This is a genomic window from Pedobacter africanus, from assembly GCF_900176535.1.
Lineage (GTDB): Bacteria > Bacteroidota > Bacteroidia > Sphingobacteriales > Sphingobacteriaceae > Pedobacter > Pedobacter africanus.
Genome location: NZ_FWXT01000001.1, coordinates 334,276 through 352,011 on the forward strand (window position 1 = coordinate 334,276; position 17,736 = coordinate 352,011).

Annotated in this window: 12 protein-coding genes; 4 read left to right on the forward strand and 8 right to left on the reverse strand. The window is 42.5% G+C overall.

Annotated features, from left to right (window positions below; translation table 11 throughout):
• Positions 1 to 983: 983 nt before the first annotated feature.
• Positions 984 to 1,958, reverse strand: a complete 975-nt coding sequence (locus B9A91_RS01110) for a helix-turn-helix domain-containing protein (RefSeq protein WP_084236586.1) — start codon at positions 1,956 to 1,958, stop codon at positions 984 to 986.
• Positions 1,959 to 2,066: 108 nt separating this feature from the next.
• Between B9A91_RS01110 and B9A91_RS01115 the strand changes: the two genes are divergently transcribed.
• Both B9A91_RS01115 and B9A91_RS01120 read left to right on the forward strand, forming a co-directional pair.
• Positions 2,067 to 2,564, forward strand: coding sequence for a hypothetical protein (locus B9A91_RS01115; RefSeq protein ID WP_084236587.1), 498 nt, complete (start codon positions 2,067 to 2,069; stop codon positions 2,562 to 2,564).
• A complete protein-coding gene (locus tag B9A91_RS01120) occupies positions 2,557 to 3,771 on the forward strand; it encodes an FAD-dependent oxidoreductase (RefSeq protein WP_084236588.1) in 1,215 nt (404 codons plus the stop codon). Before B9A91_RS01115 ends, B9A91_RS01120 begins: the two co-directional genes overlap by 8 nt.
• Here the strand turns inward: B9A91_RS01120 and B9A91_RS01125 are convergent.
• Entirely contained in the window at positions 3,717 to 4,538 is an 822-nt protein-coding gene (locus B9A91_RS01125; RefSeq protein ID WP_084236589.1) for a DUF4249 domain-containing protein, read from the reverse strand. The genes B9A91_RS01120 and B9A91_RS01125 overlap by 55 nt on opposite strands.
• 17 nt (positions 4,539 to 4,555) lie before the next feature.
• Complete coding sequence (locus B9A91_RS01130; RefSeq protein WP_084236590.1) at positions 4,556 to 6,928, reverse strand: TonB-dependent receptor; 2,373 nt, start codon at positions 6,926 to 6,928, stop codon at positions 4,556 to 4,558.
• A gap of 250 nt (positions 6,929 to 7,178) precedes the next feature.
• Here B9A91_RS01130 and B9A91_RS01135 point away from each other — a divergent pair, with 250 nt between their 5' ends.
• Complete coding sequence (locus B9A91_RS01135; RefSeq protein WP_084236591.1) at positions 7,179 to 8,186, forward strand: sensor histidine kinase; 1,008 nt, start codon at positions 7,179 to 7,181, stop codon at positions 8,184 to 8,186.
• Positions 8,183 to 8,905 (forward strand): LytR/AlgR family response regulator transcription factor, encoded by a 723-nt coding sequence (locus B9A91_RS01140; protein WP_084236592.1) that lies wholly within the window; start codon positions 8,183 to 8,185, stop codon positions 8,903 to 8,905. The genes B9A91_RS01135 and B9A91_RS01140 overlap by 4 nt, the downstream gene beginning before the upstream one ends.
• A gap of 1 nt (position 8,906) precedes the next feature.
• Here B9A91_RS01140 and B9A91_RS01145 read toward each other — a convergent pair whose 3' ends face one another.
• The 5 genes from B9A91_RS01145 to B9A91_RS01165 are packed head-to-tail and all read right to left on the reverse strand — an operon-like array spanning position 8,907 to position 17,724.
• Positions 8,907 to 12,071, reverse strand: coding sequence for a glycosyl hydrolase (locus B9A91_RS01145; protein WP_084236593.1), 3,165 nt, complete (start codon positions 12,069 to 12,071; stop codon positions 8,907 to 8,909).
• A gap of 12 nt (positions 12,072 to 12,083) precedes the next feature.
• Entirely contained in the window at positions 12,084 to 13,964 is a 1,881-nt protein-coding gene (locus tag B9A91_RS01150) for a beta-N-acetylhexosaminidase (RefSeq protein WP_084236594.1), read from the reverse strand.
• Between the two features lie 12 nt (positions 13,965 to 13,976).
• Positions 13,977 to 15,047: a DUF6528 family protein gene (locus B9A91_RS01155; protein WP_084236595.1), complete on the reverse strand. Its 1,071-nt coding sequence runs from the start codon at positions 15,045 to 15,047 to the stop codon at positions 13,977 to 13,979.
• A gap of 50 nt (positions 15,048 to 15,097) precedes the next feature.
• A complete protein-coding gene (locus B9A91_RS01160) occupies positions 15,098 to 16,150 on the reverse strand; it encodes a DUF6528 family protein (protein ID WP_084236596.1) in 1,053 nt (350 codons plus the stop codon).
• Between the two features lie 17 nt (positions 16,151 to 16,167).
• Positions 16,168 to 17,724, reverse strand: a complete 1,557-nt coding sequence (locus B9A91_RS01165; protein WP_084236597.1) for a RagB/SusD family nutrient uptake outer membrane protein — start codon at positions 17,722 to 17,724, stop codon at positions 16,168 to 16,170.
• Positions 17,725 to 17,736: the final 12 nt, after the last annotated feature.

Below are 17,736 nucleotides of genomic sequence, written 5' to 3' on the forward strand. Positions count from 1 at the left end.
GATGATGTGTGGCCTGGCCATGAATTAACCACCGGTAAGAGAAAATGTTTTCAGTTTCCGACAGCGTTGGCTGCTTGTGATGCGACGAAGCACTCAATTTTTTTATTACGGGTATGTTGTCAAACTTACTCAAGACGTATATGGCATGACTGCAGATAGCCTGGAACCTGAGATGTCAACAACATTAAAGCTTATCTGGAACTCTTTGAAAGTAATGTTAAAAAAGCTCTGAACATTAAATTCGCTTACTGACCAAATAACTGCTGGACAACCGGACCACTCCTCTTCAACTAAATTTATCACCACCGTGGCGACATGATTATCTATCCAAATCCATCGCAGAAATGATCTTGAAACCATAGCACTCTTGCTGGTGTGACCTTACACTTTAATAGCTTTTGAACCATGACGCTAAATGACAGTTATTCGGTTCTTAAAGAATAAATTTATTTAACCAGCTATTACCTGCTCCCCTTATACACGCAAGTACTAACGCCTTACCTTCCACATTCACATAATGCATCCAGGGCATCGCCTACAAATTCTTCCGGCAATTATAAAACCACTTCCTTATCGCCCCTTAGTGCGGCAGCTTCTAAAATTACAAAGGACTCCTTTGCCGGGTTGTAAATGATAAGACTTGCCTTACCCTACGTTATCACTATTAAAAGCCGATGTCGGCAAATTCTCCCATTTAATGTTCAGCACCGCATTTATCAGGCACAGCACCTCGAGTATCCAGGATATCAGTTCTCCCTGCTAAAACTGCTTTTTTAAAATCAATGCCATAATCAGGACCATCTCCTGTTACGGCTTCTTTCAGGTGATAACACACTGCTTACCTTGCAGGCCAACCCCTTCACCAATTGGGTCATAAACTAATGCCACAGTAATTTAAGTCTTCACATTGTCTTGTGCTCAAATCTTGGACAAAATCGGCTTCTACATTTTGTCTTACCCTTGAATAGCTGTACAATTTCAGCTCAATACTTCACCTGGCTTGGACTAATGCTGTACTTTTTCTTGAATGCATTACTGAAGTGCTGCAATGAGCAGTACCCCAATTTAAATGCGATTTCAGTAGCTTGTTTTTTGCCTTCCAGTAAATCTTTTTTTGCCAGCTCCAAACGCAAGTCAGATAAATAAGAAAAAGCTGTTTGATTAAACATCTCTTTAAACCCCCGCTTCAGTTTGTATTCATTTATCCCTGCTATTTTTGCCAATTCTACCAGCGTAGGCGGCGACTCCATATTTTTGACTAAATAATCGCGGGCAAATACAATCCGTTCTTTGTCGTAATCATGTTTGACGTATTCAGATTTTGATTTTTGAAAGTTATGAAATGATTCCGCCTGCAAAACAAGTAGTTCAATCGTTTTAGAAAGCAAAAATAACCGCTTTAACCCTCCCAAATAGTCACAGTTCAAAATCGAATAAATACAGGTCTGTAAAGGCAGATCAATATTTAGATTAGCATTCGAAAAAGCTACGGGTGTTCCCGAAACTATTTTGTCTGCAAATTGCTTAAGTGATTCATTTCCATCTTTTGATATCGCCAAAAAAGAATCCTTTTCAAATTGAATCATAAATGATTTCATGTGCAGTTCATCAAACTTCATTTTGCCTTCGGCTTTGGTGCCATAGAATAAATTATGTTGGTTCCCGTTCAACTCAAAGGAATTGCCCATTCCATCCTGTTTTATAGAAGTTCTTCCCTGCAAATTAAAGTGCATGGTTATCTGCTCTGTATCTCCTTTCCAATCCAGTTCGGCTGGTTTGTCAAGATCAGTTTCGGAGTACAGGATTCTGATGCCATCAAAAAGCCATTGTTTAGCCCTTAATTGTCCAAAAGGGATATCTATTTTAAAGGTGTCTTCTTTAAAACCCTGATTATTGATATCATTTTCATCGAAGGCCATTTTAAATGCCTTGCTGTCATTTCTTAACTCAAATCCCATGCTCCCTAATTTACTAGTTTAACTCCTTTTTTTGCAAGCTCGTTTCCTGATCGTCCAATAATTTTGAAAAAAAACGTCGCCTGGTGACGGTAAAACTAAAATTTAAACATGGAAAACATATACCAATACCCCAGAGCTACCCAATGGCTATTTTATTCCATCTGCGCTTATTTTATAATGAATGGAGCACAGGTCTGGGAAACCGTGCTAATGGTTCCGGCATGGACAGCAGCCCCTCCTGCTTCGTTAATCTTTTTTCAAAAACCCTATGGATTGGACTTTAAGGTGTTCTGGATAATAACACATGGGATACATGAATTGATATTTATTACAGCTTTGGTTTTTAACTGGAACGTAAAGAAACGGAGAAATTTAATTCTATTGATTCTTGCCGGACATATTGCAGTTAGGGCTTGGACATTGATGTATTTCGCACCAGCAATCATAGAATTCCAGGCATTACCTTGTACAAATACTGTTGATGTGTTTTTACAACAAAAAGCAGCGCATTGGCGCAATCTAAATTATATAAGAGTGGCGATATTTTTTGTACTAAACCTTTTACTGATACCGGGATTAAAAATAAAGGAGCAAAACAATGCATAAAACAGCAATCATCATAGGGGCCGGTGTTGCGGGCCCAATACTGGCTTTACAACTAAAAAAAATAGGTTTTGAGTCTGAAATATTTGAATCAAGATCAGAATACAATACAAAAGAGGGCGCCTTTTTAGGGCTCACTCCTAATGGCCTGAATGTATTGAAAGAATTTGTTGATTTGGAAGCGCTTAAAGAAGATTACACTCCGGGCTCAATGAAATTTTTCAACTCCAAGGGAAAACAAATAGCAGAACTGGGTACGGCTTACCAGAAACAGCAATATGGTGTAGAAACAATTCAGCTAAAACGCTCAAATCTTAATAAATATGCCCGGAAAGCAGCCATTGACGCCGGCATAACCATAAGGTACAACAAAAAATTTATCGGATATGATGAAACAAATGAACAGATAACGGCTCGCTTTGTAGACGGAACAAAAGCCACCGGAGATATTATGATTGGCTGTGATGGAATGTTTTCTGAGGTCAGAAACCAATTGTTCCCTGAAGCAGCCGTACTCAGGTACACAAAACTGATCTCTACCGGTGGTTATGCAAAGATTCCTGAACTTTCAAAACCGCTGGATTCCATACGGATGACCTTTGGCGAAAGGGGATTTTTTGCGTATTCAGTTTCTGACAAGGGCGAAGTCTGGTGGTTCAATAATTACTTCAGAGCGCAGGAACCAAAGCCACAGAAAATTGAGCAAACACTAAAGACTGAAATCCAGGACCATTTAGCAAATGTTCATAGGAACGATGATCCTTTATTTTCCAAAATCATCAAAAACAGTCATGAAATTATTGCTTACCCTATTTATGATGTCCCAAAGCTTTCGCACTGGTATAAAGGCCGGGTTTGTCTCATTGGAGATGCTGCACATGGCATTTCTCCACATATCGGACAGGGGGCGTCACTCGCATTAGAAGATACAGCTGTAATTGCTGACTTATTAAAATCATATGATGACTATAGAATAGCGTTTCAGATGTTTCAATCCGAGCGCCAGCCCAGGGTAGAAAAAGTAATAAAAAGCGCGAGAAAAATAGGCAATACCAAAACTAAGACAAATCCAATAGCTGCATGGTTCCGCGACCGTTTAATTGGTTTCTTTATTTGCAAGCAAATTCAGCAGCTCGACTGGATTTATGGCTGGACTTATTTACATACGAAATCTTTTACCTCCACTTCCGATACCCGGAAATATCCATAAGCAAAGTTTGCAAAATGGGTCTGATTGACGACATTCCCCCGCACCGAACCAGGTATTATCTGAAATGGCCCGTTCCCAGACCCGGATGCTGCTAACACCTTTCTGAAATAATCGTAATATCTTCTGGAAATGCCATACAACCTGATGTTTATCAAATCTCCGGCCTTCAGGTCTTTATCAGAAAAATATTCCTGCATTAAATTGCCTTGGGTTTTCTCGTCATCTATCGCTTTATAATCCGGAAACGTTGATACAGGTGATATAATACGGTGTAGATAGTAATTTTCCTCATTGCCATTATCCTGATAGTAGTAGGTAATTTCCACTTCATCACCTCCAAATCCGCCGTTATTATTCTGTTCAATTTTATTTTCAATATTCGGTACACCCATACAAGTTTCGGTTGCGGCATAGATTTCTCCATTTAAAACTATTTTTAAGGTATAAGTTTCCCCGATAACCGGATGAAAATTGGAGCAGATATATTCTCCCGTGCCAGGACTTTCTATAAAACTAAAGACAGCATTTGCTGAATTTGTGACCACTATTTCAGCTCCAGAAACTGTTGGAAATATTGTACTGTAATATCCTGTTGTGGTAGAAAGTTTGATTTTTTGCGCACTGCCGGTTGTACCCTTTACCCAATCAATCGATGCGTCAATGACCAATTTAGGTTCGGCCGTTTCCAAGTCAATCTCTATCACCTTTGTGCAGGACAGAAGAAAAAAACAGCAGGAAACAACCAGATATTTAAGTATAATTTTCATTTTTGCAGGATTAGAAATTAGAATCTGAAATTGTAAGTTACACCCGGGATGATACCGAAAATTGACATTCTATTTGCTTCGCTCAGCCCCGTCTCCCTGTTTTGTTCAAACATAACAGATGCAGCATTACCCCGGTTGTAAACATTGTAAATGCTGAATACCCACTCACTTTTCCAGTTTTTTTTGCTTTCGGGCTTTGGCAGGTAGGTGGCCGATAGGTCCAGATGATGATAAGCCGGAAGCGAGTTGACATTTCGCGCTCCGTAATTCGCAACCGTAATTCCCTGGTACTGATATTTGCCGATGGGATAGGTTGCTGCTTTCCCGGTCTGGTAGCTAAAAATGCCCCCAAAACTCCACTTTTTCGTTAATTGATAAGCGGCTGTAAGTGAAAGGTTATGTGTTTTATCATAATTGGCCCGGTACCATTCGCCATTGTTGATACCAGGCTCATCCGCATTTCTTCCCGGCGTACGTTGCATTGCCCTGGATAGCGTGTAAGAAAGCCAGCCGGTCAGCTTTCCTGTATTTTTCTTGAGCATCAACTCCAGTCCGTAAGCCCTTGCTTCCCCGTTTAGCAATACCTGTTCTAGGGCCTCGTTGGCAATCAATTCGGCCCCGTCAATGTAATCTGCTTTGTTTTTGATTTTCTTGTAAAAAGCTTCAGTTTCCAAAGCATATTTTCCACTGCTGAAATTTCTGAAATAGCCCAATGCAACCTGGTCAAGAATTTCTGGTTTCAGATATTGGTCGCTCGGTGCCCATATATCAAGCGGAGAGACGGAAGCTGTGTTGGAAATTAAATGGATATACTGGCTCATCCGGTTGTAACTCGCCTTAATGGATTGATTGTCATTGATGGCATAACTAACTGCCAACCGAGGCTCTAAATTCCCAAAACCAATGATCCTCTTGTTTTTGTTGTAATGTATTGTACCGCCGGGCGTTCCTTTCTCATAAATTTGTAACCCGGGGTTGAAAACTACTGCCTGATTATTGGCATAAGTATTTACATTCTGTTCGCCCAACCGCTGGAAATTGCTATAGCGCAGTCCATAATTCAATGATATCTTATCCGTGAGTTTTTGTTCGGCACTGATATACAATGCATTTTCCCAGGCATATTTTTTTTCAATCTGATCGGCATTGATCGGCGATGTGGCATCCATAGGTTTTATGGTGCCCGGATTGAATTGATAATAGATGGAATTGACACCATAATTCAATACCAGCTTATCCGACAGGAGATGGTTAAAATTGTACTTCAGATTATGATTACGAATGTCTGATACCCAATCAATGCCAACATTTTTTATCTTCAGGCCATAATCATACTTACTGTAAATGACCGATGCATTGGAAAAAAAATTCTTGGAAAAGATATGATTCCAACGAAGATTAAAGAATGAGTTTCCATAATTGTTACTGAAAAAATTGCTGAAATCCATTTTATCCTTGCCGAAATATCCTGAAAGAAAAACCCTGTTATTGTCATTGACCTTATAATTCAGTTTGGCATTCAAATCATAAAAGGAAACAGCATTAGGGTTGTCGGCCAGTTTCAGAAACAAATGGGCGTAAGAGGTGCGACCAGCAACTACAAACGAACCTTTATCTTTTACAATAGGGCCTTCTGCCAGTAATCTGCTCGAAACTGCCCCAACTCCACCCATTAGGTGATATTCTTTATTGTTCCCTTCTTTTTGATAAATATCCAAGACAGCCGAAGTGCGCCCACCGAAATTAGCAGGTATCCCGCCTTTATACAATTTCAGATCTTTAATCACGTCAGCATTAAAAACGGAGAAAAAACCAAACAAGTGTGAAGTATTGTAAACAACGGCTTCATCTAACAAGATCAGATTGCCATCAACCGAACCGCCCCTAACATTAAAGCCAGTAGCTCCTTCCTGTGCAGTAGAAACACCCGGAAGCTGCAGAATAGCCTTCAAAATATCAACTTCGCCCATAACTGCCGGCATCTTTTTGATGGTCGAGATAGAGAGTTTATGCACGCTCATTTCCGGTTTTCGGATGTTGCTTGCTGAACCATTGTGTTTTATCACGACCTCATCTAAAGCTTTGCTTTTTTCAAGCATCGAAAAATTTTTCTTAGTATTTTCTTCCAGAGAGATATGTTCTTCAATATTCTCAAATCCTACACAGCTGACAATGATTGTATATTCTCCTTTGGGCAGGGTGATCGCGTAAAAACCATATGCATTGGTAGCTGCTGAAACTCTTGATTCAGGAATAAAAATGCCTGCACCGCTTATAGTTTCGGTGTTTGTTTTTATGGTAACTACTCCACTCAATGTGACTTTCTCCTGCGAATAGGCCCCGAATGAAATCGCTATAAACAGCAGTGTACAAATTATTTCGTTTCTCATCCTTTAAAAATCGGTTTAACGATTACAATTTTGGATGTAAAACTACCCTTCGGGATAACAGCTTTTTTTTGAATTATACCAAACGGTGCATTTATTATAGCAAAGCATGCCAGGGCGCTACCAAAATATTTTTCTTGATTTAAGCGTTTCTTAGATGTTTCCTGCTTTTGTATAAAAAGGATGTACTTTGGTATAAAAAGCAGGCCATATCATAAATTTAAGTCTAGATTTGTTTTATAAAACTTTATGAATGAATGACTTTCCTCATCAGCAGTTCACTAACGAAAACTCACTTTTTCGTTTCCTGATTTCACCTGACCGCAGGATATTCCGGCACCTGCTGCTCATTGTTTTTATTGGAGCCGTATTGTTGAACAGCAGATCCGAGATTGACAACCCGATAGCGATATTTGTATATTTTATTCTATTGTTCTATGTAAATATGTACCTGCTGGTGCCAAAACTTTTGTCCAGGAACAAGAATATCGAATACTGCTTATCTGTGCTCAGCATCATTGTTGTAGTGGCAGTTTGTGGTTATTTTTTCAATCCTTTTGACAAAGACCATGGGCTGAATATCCCGCTTTTTTCCTTTCTTACCGTGCTGTTGCTGGCCGCTTCCTCCTCTATAAAACTGTTTCAAAAGGGAATGACAGATAAGCAATTGATCTACGAACTGGAACAATCTAAAACCTATGCAGAATTGGAACAATTGAAAAACCAGATCAACCCCCATTTTTTATTTAACATGCTAAACAATGCCAATGTGCTTACAAAGAAAGACCCCGAAAAAGCCTCGCAGGTTTTAATGAAGTTGAGCGATTTACTGCGCTATCAACTTTATGACAGCGCAAGAGATAAGGTGTTGCTGACCTCAGATATCCATTTCCTAGAGGATTTTTTAAACCTGGAAAAAGTACGGCGGGATAGTTTTGATTTCCTGATTTCAAAAGAGGGAGATTTGAGCGGCATACAAATTCCTCCCTTGCTACTTGTTTCGTTCGTTGAAAATGCGGTGAAGCACAATAACGATGTCACAAGAACCTCTTATGTAAACCTGTATTTTGATGTCAGAAATGATGAACTTTTCTTTAAATGCATCAATTCCAAATCTATGCTTAAATCCATCAATGATACAGGCGGATTGGGCTTGGCAAATGTTAAACGAAGACTGGAGCTTTTGTTCCCTGCAACACACCGTTTAAACATAGAAGAAGACACGGAATGGTATTGCGTAACCTTAACCCTAAAGCTATGAACTGTATTGTTATAGATGATGAACCATTGGCAAGAGAAGCCGTAGAGATCCTGGTTAACCAAACAGAGGGTTTAGATTTAATTGGTTTGTTCAACAGCCCTGAAACCGCAGTAAGTTTTATAGAAAGCCATACCGTTGAATTGATCTTTCTTGACATACAAATGCCTGGAATTAATGGAATTGAATTTGCCAGAACCATTCCGAAAGAAACATTTGTGATTTTTACAACCGCCTATTCTGAATTTGCTACAGACAGCTACGAAGTAGATGCTATCGACTACCTGATAAAGCCCTTAAAATTGGAGCGTTTTCAAAAGGCGATTGAAAAAGCCCGCAGTTATTCCAAATTATTCAAAACAGATTATACCAATAATAACATCGAAAAGGTAGCAGATGATTTTTTCTTTGTGAAGGCAGACCGAAGAATTTTTAAAGTCTATTTCAATAACATACTTTTTATTCAGGGTTTAAAAGATTATGTCGTTATGCACAGCGAAAATCAAAAAGTAATTACGGCCATGAATATCAAAACTATCTACGATCAATTGCCAAAAGATATATTTGTAAGGGTAAGCAAGTCCTATGTCATCAATGTTAAGCATATCAGTTCTATGGATAACAATACAGTTTACATAGGTACAAACGAAATCCCTATAGGCAATATCTATAGGGATTTCTTTTTCAATGAGTTTGTGACAAAAAAAATGGTGAACAGGTAAGCTATTTAACCTGCTTCAATATAACAAAATCTTCTTCCAGGCCATAACTATAGGTCTGATAATCACTTCCTGAAGGATAGGTTTTTACATTATACCATTTACCGGGATCTACCAATCCGGGCAAAGGCTTATTGTGGTGCGGCCCCAGTAAATTCTTCAGGCTTCCGATCACTTCAACCTCAACACGGTTGCCACCTTTTTTAAGACAATGGCCTATCTTCAGCTCATTGGGTTCTGAGCTGATAATTCCGGCCGGGACACCATTAACTTTTACCGCAGCAACTGTGCCGTTCCACTTTTTCAGTCTGAGGATATACTCCGTTCCAGTTTTTTGAACCTGAAGTTCCTTAATGTACCTAATGCCCTGCCCGTACAACGGCAGTCCTTGTTTATTCCATGGACCGAAAGTCAGCGCTTGGGGGGATACAATCTTCCAGCCTCTGGCAGCAGGGGCAAGGTTAAAATTGCCCAGAATATAAACCGGTTCTATCTCTGCATATACACGCATAGGCGAAACCGACAAGGCCAGGCTGTTTTTGCCCGGCTTCAGGTATTTACCAATTTCAAAAACACCAAAAGAGCGGTCGAGCCACCACTCACCTTTCAAGACATTTACTTGTGTGCCATTTATGGTAACACGCTGCCAAAGGCCGCGCTGTTCTACCACAGCACGGCATTGCTTGAGATTTACATTCCCGGCCAGTTCAAAATGATAAGTTGCCGTATACCCGGTGCCTACAGAAAAAGTGTCGCGGGCAACAATCTTATCCTTAAACTGCGTACGGTTATTCCATGGATTGCCAACCCCGTCTTTAAACCCAAAATGCTTAAAAGCTGTATTCGAAGCTACACCAACATGCAGGTCCCGGTATGCAGTGTCGGGCCGTTTTAATTCCAGATCGCAAAAGTCGATCATCAATGAATTTTCAGCCGGACGGAGAACTGCGGCCGGCTTTGTTTGTACAAGCGTTTGATGAAGTAACAGGTCGCTTGCCCTGAAGCCAGCCTGTTTCTTATCCGATGCAAAGACCATCATGCTTCCGGCTGGAGGAATCTCGAAACTGAACTCCACTTTACCCTTACCCTCTTTGTCTGGGTAATCCCGTATTTCTCCGGTAAACAGATCCATAACCAATGCATCTTTGCCGTTAAGCAGCACCTTACCTTTAGACGTCCCGTCCATACTGACGTTAGAAAGAAAGACGAGCTGTCCATCAGATAACTGCCTGCGCTGATAATAAAGGTTACCTCCCAGCCCATGACTGTCGGAAGCAGCGATCCTGAAATCTTTCGGGAGCAGATGTTCTCTGATGATCTGCTTCTGCGCTCCCGCTGTAACCTGCAGCACATTTATTTTACCAGCTGCGAAAAAATTATCCGCAGGAATGGCACCTCCGTCTACAAAAGCAGGTTTTTCAAACAGGATGACTTTACCACCCTGGCCGACATATGTTTTTAACAGGTTAAATGTAGGGCCATCAATATTATCCATACCTGGCGGAACAACTATCGTGCTATAGGCACGCTGCCCGATAACGAACTTTCCATTTTCAATTCTTCCCTGGTCTTTGATGATGTTTTCACAACCCAGATCGTACTCTACATGTTCTTTTTGTAAAGTGGTCACAAAATCATTGAAACTTTTTCCGATTTCAAAGAAGCGTTTGTTTTCCTTACCCCTAAAATAATACATCCATGCAGAAGTGGTAGGTTCCATAACCAGCACATCATTTTTTTGCTGACCACTGGCCAGGCACAACGACAAGCGCGCAAAATACTGATTCAGTGTTTTATAAAATGGCCACCAGGGTTCATGATAAGAAAAACTTGGCGGGTAATCGTATTTTCTGGCCCCGGTAATGGTCATGAACGAAAGGTGCTGGTTCATAAAATTTACCCCTAATACAAATTCCCAATCGGCCAGTCGCTTCATGTCTTTAAATGTAAGTTCCCAACCGCCGCCACCATAGGTTTCAGATAGTGTGCGTTGCTTACCCAGCTGATTGGCAACACTCCCCAGCTCTTTAACAGCCCTGATGTTGCCAAACTGCACCGGCTTTTCTTCATTATACTGGTTAAACAGCATATCTATTCCAGGCATCTGGTGCCAGGCATACATGGCCATATTGTCGGGCCCATGATATGGACTGGGCCAGCCATGTTCCCAGTAATGCCCCGTCCAGATCAGGTTGTGCTGCCGCGTATAATTAAACATCGGCTTCGACCAGCGGTCTATAAACAGCTGTAACAAGGTCTGATAATAGTTATGCCGTACTTTTTTCCAGTTCCCGGTTTCCTCAAACAGTGAAGGGAGCTGAAGGCTCAGGTCGTAACCCCATTTCTCTTTGAAACTAGCGAACAGATCTGGTGTCCAGCGCACACAGTCCCTTCCTTCATTAATAATGGTCGGTTCATCAGAAAAAATACCCGGAACAGTTTTTCCAAATTCATGACCCGCAACTCTTTCATATCCTTTAAAGGTAACGTCCATGAACTTCTGGGTTACTCCTTTGGCCATCAGGTCTACATAAGAGGAACCAATAGGGCCTGCCACCGTACCCCGGTTTGACTTTTCGTAATTCACTTTTTTGAAAATCCGGTACTTTCCTTTTTTGCCTTGCACTGCATTCAGGTTTGAACTTACATCGATGTATGTTCCGTTTTCGGCTTTCAATGCGATGAAAATATCTGCGGGGCTGTCAGGAAGCTGTTCAACCTCGCTCATGTAAAGCATCTGGCCCTGGTTATACGATTCCGGCATCTGATCGGGGACAAGGCCGCCCCCAAAGCCTGTAGGATAAGAATTTTCGTCATAGATCCATACCTTTAGCCCCAGCTTTTTGCCCAACTGCATGGTATAATCAAACAGCCTGAACCATTCTTCTGACAAATATTCGGTAATCAGTCCGGGCCTTGGGTGAACGATCACCCCGGCAAAGTCGTTTTTCTTATAATCGAGCATCATCGAATCTATAAGTTCCCTGCTTACCTTAGCATTCCAAACCCAAAAGGGCGTTGTACCATATGCCTTAACCGGGTCTTTAAAACTCTTTTTCAATACTTCAAAACTGCCGGGATTGGTTTGTTCCTCCCTTCTCAATTGAAAGCCTGCCAGACAGAACAATCCCATTGCCAGAATAAGGATTAATGGTTGTTTTAATTTCATTTGTGTGTTTCTTTAAATGCTGTTATCCAATGTTATACTGGTGACTACGCTCCTTCTGCCGGAGGGCGAAATCACAATTATTTTCAATACCCTTTTCTTTCCCTCCGGAACATCAAAGCTTACCGGTTCCCGATATTCATGGTCTGCATCGCCCGGCAAACGGTTATTCAGCGTATAATATATCTTAGCCCCGGCCATAGGCACCTTCAGGTCAAAGTAAAAGTGTTTTCCAGTCATGGTCGTGTCGGTATAGGCAAAAGGCGTTGGCACACGGTAATTGTAGCCCGATTTATCCAGCTTCCCAAGGTGCTTTGGCAAAGCGGTTTCAGCAAAAACTTTATAATCTTTGTTGTATTCCTGGCTCCACGCCGTTTCTGCAAGGGCAAACATTCTTGGAAATACCATGTATTGCAGTTTGGAAACAGAAGGGATGTGTTCAGTCCATACACAACCGGAAACACCCATAATGTGTTTTTTATCGTCATCGTTCAACCCTCCATATTCAGGGTTGTAGCCATAAGCTTTCCAGACCGGAGAAAAACCACCATGGTTTATAGGTTCCATGTCCGAACGGCTTTGTGCATAATCAAAATACAAACCATTATTTCCCGGTGCCAACACAATATTTAGCCCTTTTTTTAGCTGGGCCACTGCCCCTTTCTCTCCAAACCGGTTCATTATGGCAACCTGCTCGTTCAGTCCGCCTTCCAATATTTCATCCCAGCCGATCAGCTTTTTCTTCTTCGACAGGATTATCTTATTCAGCCTGGTGATAAAGTAGCCCTGCAGTTCATGTGTGCTGCCTATATTCATTTTTTTCATGAAGGCCTGTACCCCGGCATCTTTCTCCCAGAATCCTTTAAAACACTCATCGCCACCAATATGTATGTATTCGTAGGGGAACAGGGCTGCCACTTCTGTAAAAACCTTATCCAGGAACACATAAGTTGCTTCACTTGCGGGGTTAAGTGTATTGTCTGTATACATTTCATATTTCCCATCAGGGAACCATTTGGCAAAACTACTACCCGGGTTCACTTTGATGCTGGTATCCTGTGTGCAGGAAAGATGCGGGTAGGCGGCAATTGCCGCCATGGAATGTCCCGGCACATCTATTTCAGGCATCACCTGGATATTCCTTTCCGCAGCATACCTAACCACATCCTTTATTTCCTCCTGCGTGTAAAAACCACCATCGGTAGCTTTTTCGCCCGGACGTGGAGCTTCCATAGCGCCAAAATCTCCGTTACGTGGCACCCTAAAGGCCCCTATCTGCGTAAGTTTTGGAAGACTTTTGATTTCTATCCTCCAGCCCTGGTCGTCGGTTAAATGCCAGTGAAAGCGGTTTAATTTATAATGTGCCATGATATCAAGCAGATCTTTAACCTGGGCTACGGTAAAAAAATGGCGCGACACATCCAGCATCAGGCCACGATAAGCAAATCGGGGATAATCCGTGATGTTCATACAAGGGAGCTTTACGTTATCCGAAGCCTGAACTGGAAACAGCTGGATCAGCGATTGCATGCCGTAAAACAATCCTGCTTTTTTGCCCGTTATCATTATACCTTCTGGTGTAATGTTCAATTTATAACCTTCATCTGGCAAACCATCAGCGCCTTTGCTGGTAAACCTTATTCGATTGCGCTTACTTTGTACACTACCAGGTTTACTGCGATCCGAAACGTATGCTTTAAAAAAACGCGCAATGGGCTCCGCCTGCATATCGTCTGCTGTGATGCCTGTCTGGTCATTAAACACAAATTCACCCTCAAGTTTCTCAACCTTTGCCGGTGCCGGGATGATGGAGCTCCGCAACCCTGCATCCTGCGCCTTTGCACCCATAACACAAAACAGAAATACCAGAAAAAGGGCTTTTACTTTTAATCTCATATACAGACAACTTTAATAATTCGGATCAAATGATTTCCCCCTGTAAAAAGCTGCAGTACTCACAGTACGCGAATACAGAAATGCACCTGTAGCCAAATTGTAAAAGTCTACATGGTTAGCACACCAGCCGTTAAAGGTACACCCCGGGTCTTTGTAAGTCTGCACCATAATGTTCTGGCCCGGAAGGGTGCTTACCGAATTCACAAAAGGGCGTTGTGCAGCTCCGGTTATTGCTCCCGGAATAAATGCACCAGCAGATTTACTGAATACATAAACGCCTCCATTAGTAGTAACCAGCAGCTTATTGGTATCTCCATCATATGTGGCAATATCGTGCCCCCAGGGCGTAATGGTACTCAGCGAATAACTCATCAATAAAGACAGCTTAGGATTGGAAACCGTTCCACCATTTGCAGCAGTATTGTACGCGTACTTATTGAGGGTAGCCCCAATGGCCCAGAGACAATTCTGCGACGGGTCCCAAAGCACCTGATGGGCAGAGGTAAGCGGGTATATGGTGTTTACATATTGATTGGGTGCGGCCTGAGAAGAAGAATAAATCCGGATGTAATTGCCACCAGTACCGGCACTTGTGCCCGCGGCTGCAACCACACAATTTCCATCCGGAAGGATTTCAATACCGTGAATCCCCGCATCAGTAGGGAATCCTGTTGCCCATATCCGCTGCCCGCCCGGATATTTCGCAATTACGGATAGCCTGTTTGCATGGGCCACTATCACCTGACCAGAGCCCCAATGGTTGTTGTTTCTTACTTTCAGATCAACGGCATCTCCCCATAAGGGTATTTCTGCCGTAGAGCTATACCCTAAAGCGGTGGTTGGCTTAAAAGACCATTTGGGGCTTGCCCAGCTGGTCACAGCAGGATCGTAAGCCTCCATCGTGTCGCTGGCCTGATTTGTGGTACCAATCCAGCAACAAGTGGCTAAGGCGACATTAGCATTCGATTGTTTTTTTGCAGGAGCTTCTTTATCTGCTTCCTGTTGTCCACTATCTTTTTTACATGCTGAAAATAGAATTGAGCAGCAAAAAAAGAACATAATTTTAGCATTCAATGTTTTCATCTTGATAAGTTCTGATTGTCTTTGAATAATAGGGATGAATTAAAGACCGGCTACTGATAGTTGCTGTTCAGCAGTTTGACTTTATAAAAACACGCTCCGTTTACTACCCTGGTTCCATCCAGTTGACCGCCGGACGAATAAAAATCCACCGTACTTGTACTCCAGTCGTTCAATCCGCAACTCATAGCTGGCCTTGGGATTTTATTGTAATCCGGGCGGGTCAGTACAATTTGTCCACTAAGCTGGTTACCCATTCCTTTTACAAAGGTGAGGCCTGCCGTTGGTGCTAGCGAAAACGATTTTGTGGTTTTGTTGAACAGATATTCTCCGCCATTGCTGGTTACCCAAAGTAAATTGCTGTTGCCATAATATGGAGATATTTCGTGCCCCCATGCCGATGGGATTGTAGTTCTCCAGGAAACGATTTCTGTAAGCTCAGGCATGGCATCTGTACCGGTAATGGCAAGGGCGGTGAGGACATGCGCTTTGGTTGTGGAGTGCTGCCCGGTAACCCAGAGCACATTCGTTGTGGGGTCCCACAAAACCGCGTGTGCGGAAATTAACGGATATTCAGCATAATATTCCTGATCAGGGCCTTGTGAAGAGGCATACAGCCTTACCCAGCCCCCATCAGATGCTGCAATGGCAACATTGCCGTTTGGCAATAATTCTGCCGAATGAAGGTTCCCGCTAAGGCGCTTTGACCATTTCCGCTGTCCGGAGGGGTATTCAACAATGGCGGCAAAACTGTTATCAGTAATGGCCGCGTATTCGGCGCTGTTCCATACCGGCACCTTTCTAAGTTTAAAATCTGTCCCTCCGCCAAAAGTGCTGACATCGGCAGTCACAAAACCCAATGAAGTAGCAGGTGCCCATGACCATTTTTTTGCTTCAGCTGAATTCCAGTTTTCTATTGTCGGATCATAGATCTCTATCTTTTTGCTCGCATCATTGGTAAGCACTGTCAGAAATCCAGCAAAAGCTTCGGGCGGCTTGCTTACAAAAGGAGGTTTAACAACCGGTGGTTCTGCAGTATTGTTTTTACCGCAGGACCAAATCAGTCCTGCGGTAAATAAAGCACATAAAATGAGGTTTCTTTTCATGTCGGTGTGTTTATTGGTCAGTAGCCTTCATTCTGTGTAAGCTTTTCGTTCAGCAATATCTCTGCATTGGGTATCGGGAACAGCAGGCGGTTTTGCGTAACATTGTAACTTCCCGTTTGCAGGTAACTGTATAGCACTTTTTGCTTCACACCAAAAGCATTCATCACCGTTATGGCATTTCCCGTCCGCACCAGATCCAGCCAGCGTTTGTTTTCAAAGGCAAGTTCTGCTCTTCTTTCTTTCAGGATGGCTGCCCTCAGTACCGTCTGGTCTGTGCTTGTAATGTTAGCTGTGGCATTGCCAAAAGCCCTGCTTCTTACCGCATTCAGATAAGGCAGCGCCTCTCCCCCTTTGTTTTGCTCGTTCAGGCTTTCTGCCAGCAGCAGTAAAGTTTCTGCATAGCGGTAAACCGGCCAGTTGTCGTTGGTTTGCCCGCCGATAGTATGGGTATGCAGAAATTTCTTCGGAAACGGACGTCCTACCTTACCCGCAGGTGCGGTATACCCTACTACTGATTTTACAGCAGTAGCCGTAAAGTCATCTGTTGCATTGAAAGTACCCTCAGCAATAGCAATCGAAGCATCCAAACGCTGGTCCCCAGCCTCATAAGAACTGATCAGGTCTTGTGTAGGTGTGTTGAAACCTCCAACTGTAGTAACATTGTTAAAATTTACACCTGTAACCACCGTAGTGTTCACCATACGTGGTAAAAAATTATAAACAGAGCCCTCTACATTTGCCTGTGGCACGGCCAGGGCGGTATTGAACTGTATCTCAAAAACAGATTCCCTTCCATTTTTGTTAGCCAGCTGAAAGGCATCCCCATAATTCGGGAACAGGGTATACCCCATTCCGGTTACCTGCTTCAATACCTGCTCTGCCAGATCGTATTTTTTTAAGCTCATGTAAACATCGCCCAGCAATGTTAAAGCTGCACCTTTTGTTGCCCGACCGGTTTGAGGAAAAGCAGGCGCACCCAGCATCGCTGCTGCATCTGTGGCGTCGGCAATAATCAGGTTATACACTTCCTGAACTGAGGAGCGCGCAACATAGGTCTCTGCCCGTGTAAGAGGTGCACGTGGATAAATGGGCAATCCGCCATAATAACGCACCAGGTCAAAATAGGCTAAGGCACGGATAAATTTAGCCTGCCCAAGAATGGAATTGCGGCTGGCATCGGGCAAAGTAATGTCATCAATATGGTCTATAATGACATTGGCGGCCGAAATGGTATTGAAACCCGCATTCCATTTGGGTGGGGTCTGGTTGTTAAATTTATCGTCCAGAAAATCAGCGACCGCACAGCGGTTAACAGTAGCAACGGCCTGATCTGATGACTTATAATCGTAATGCGTATTATCTGAGCGCATTTCTCCCATCGTCCAGGCACTTCTGCTGTTGTAAAGTCCACGCAGTTGATTGTACGCACCGTTGACGGCCAGGTTAAAATCATTCTCAGTTTTAAAATAGTTGCCCAATGTGATGTTGTTGGGATTGGTTTCGTCCAGGAACTTTTTACACGAAAGTTCCAGGAAACTCAGTACTATTAGGATGAAGTAAGTAATCTTTTTCATTTTAATCGGTTT

Excerpts from the sequence above, each read along its gene's own strand:
- B9A91_RS01165 (WP_084236597.1), bottom strand. The coding sequence starts at position 17,724 with ATGAAAAAGATTACTTACTTCATCCTAATAGTACTGAGTTTCCTGGAA.
- B9A91_RS01135 (WP_084236591.1), top strand. The coding sequence starts at position 7,179 with ATGAATGACTTTCCTCATCAGCAGTTCACTAACGAAAACTCACTTTTT.
- B9A91_RS01140 (WP_084236592.1), top strand. The coding sequence starts at position 8,183 with ATGAACTGTATTGTTATAGATGATGAACCATTGGCAAGAGAAGCCGTA.
- B9A91_RS01155 (WP_084236595.1), bottom strand. The coding sequence starts at position 15,047 with ATGAAAACATTGAATGCTAAAATTATGTTCTTTTTTTGCTGCTCAATT.
- B9A91_RS01110 (WP_084236586.1), bottom strand. The coding sequence starts at position 1,958 with ATGGGATTTGAGTTAAGAAATGACAGCAAGGCATTTAAAATGGCCTTC.
- B9A91_RS01160 (WP_084236596.1), bottom strand. The coding sequence starts at position 16,150 with ATGAAAAGAAACCTCATTTTATGTGCTTTATTTACCGCAGGACTGATT.
- B9A91_RS01145 (WP_084236593.1), bottom strand. The coding sequence starts at position 12,071 with ATGAAATTAAAACAACCATTAATCCTTATTCTGGCAATGGGATTGTTC.
- B9A91_RS01150 (WP_084236594.1), bottom strand. The coding sequence starts at position 13,964 with ATGAGATTAAAAGTAAAAGCCCTTTTTCTGGTATTTCTGTTTTGTGTT.
- B9A91_RS01130 (WP_084236590.1), bottom strand. The coding sequence starts at position 6,928 with ATGAGAAACGAAATAATTTGTACACTGCTGTTTATAGCGATTTCATTC.
- B9A91_RS01120 (WP_084236588.1), top strand. The coding sequence starts at position 2,557 with ATGCATAAAACAGCAATCATCATAGGGGCCGGTGTTGCGGGCCCAATA.
- B9A91_RS01115 (WP_084236587.1), top strand. The coding sequence starts at position 2,067 with ATGGAAAACATATACCAATACCCCAGAGCTACCCAATGGCTATTTTAT.
- B9A91_RS01125 (WP_084236589.1), bottom strand. The coding sequence starts at position 4,538 with ATGAAAATTATACTTAAATATCTGGTTGTTTCCTGCTGTTTTTTTCTT.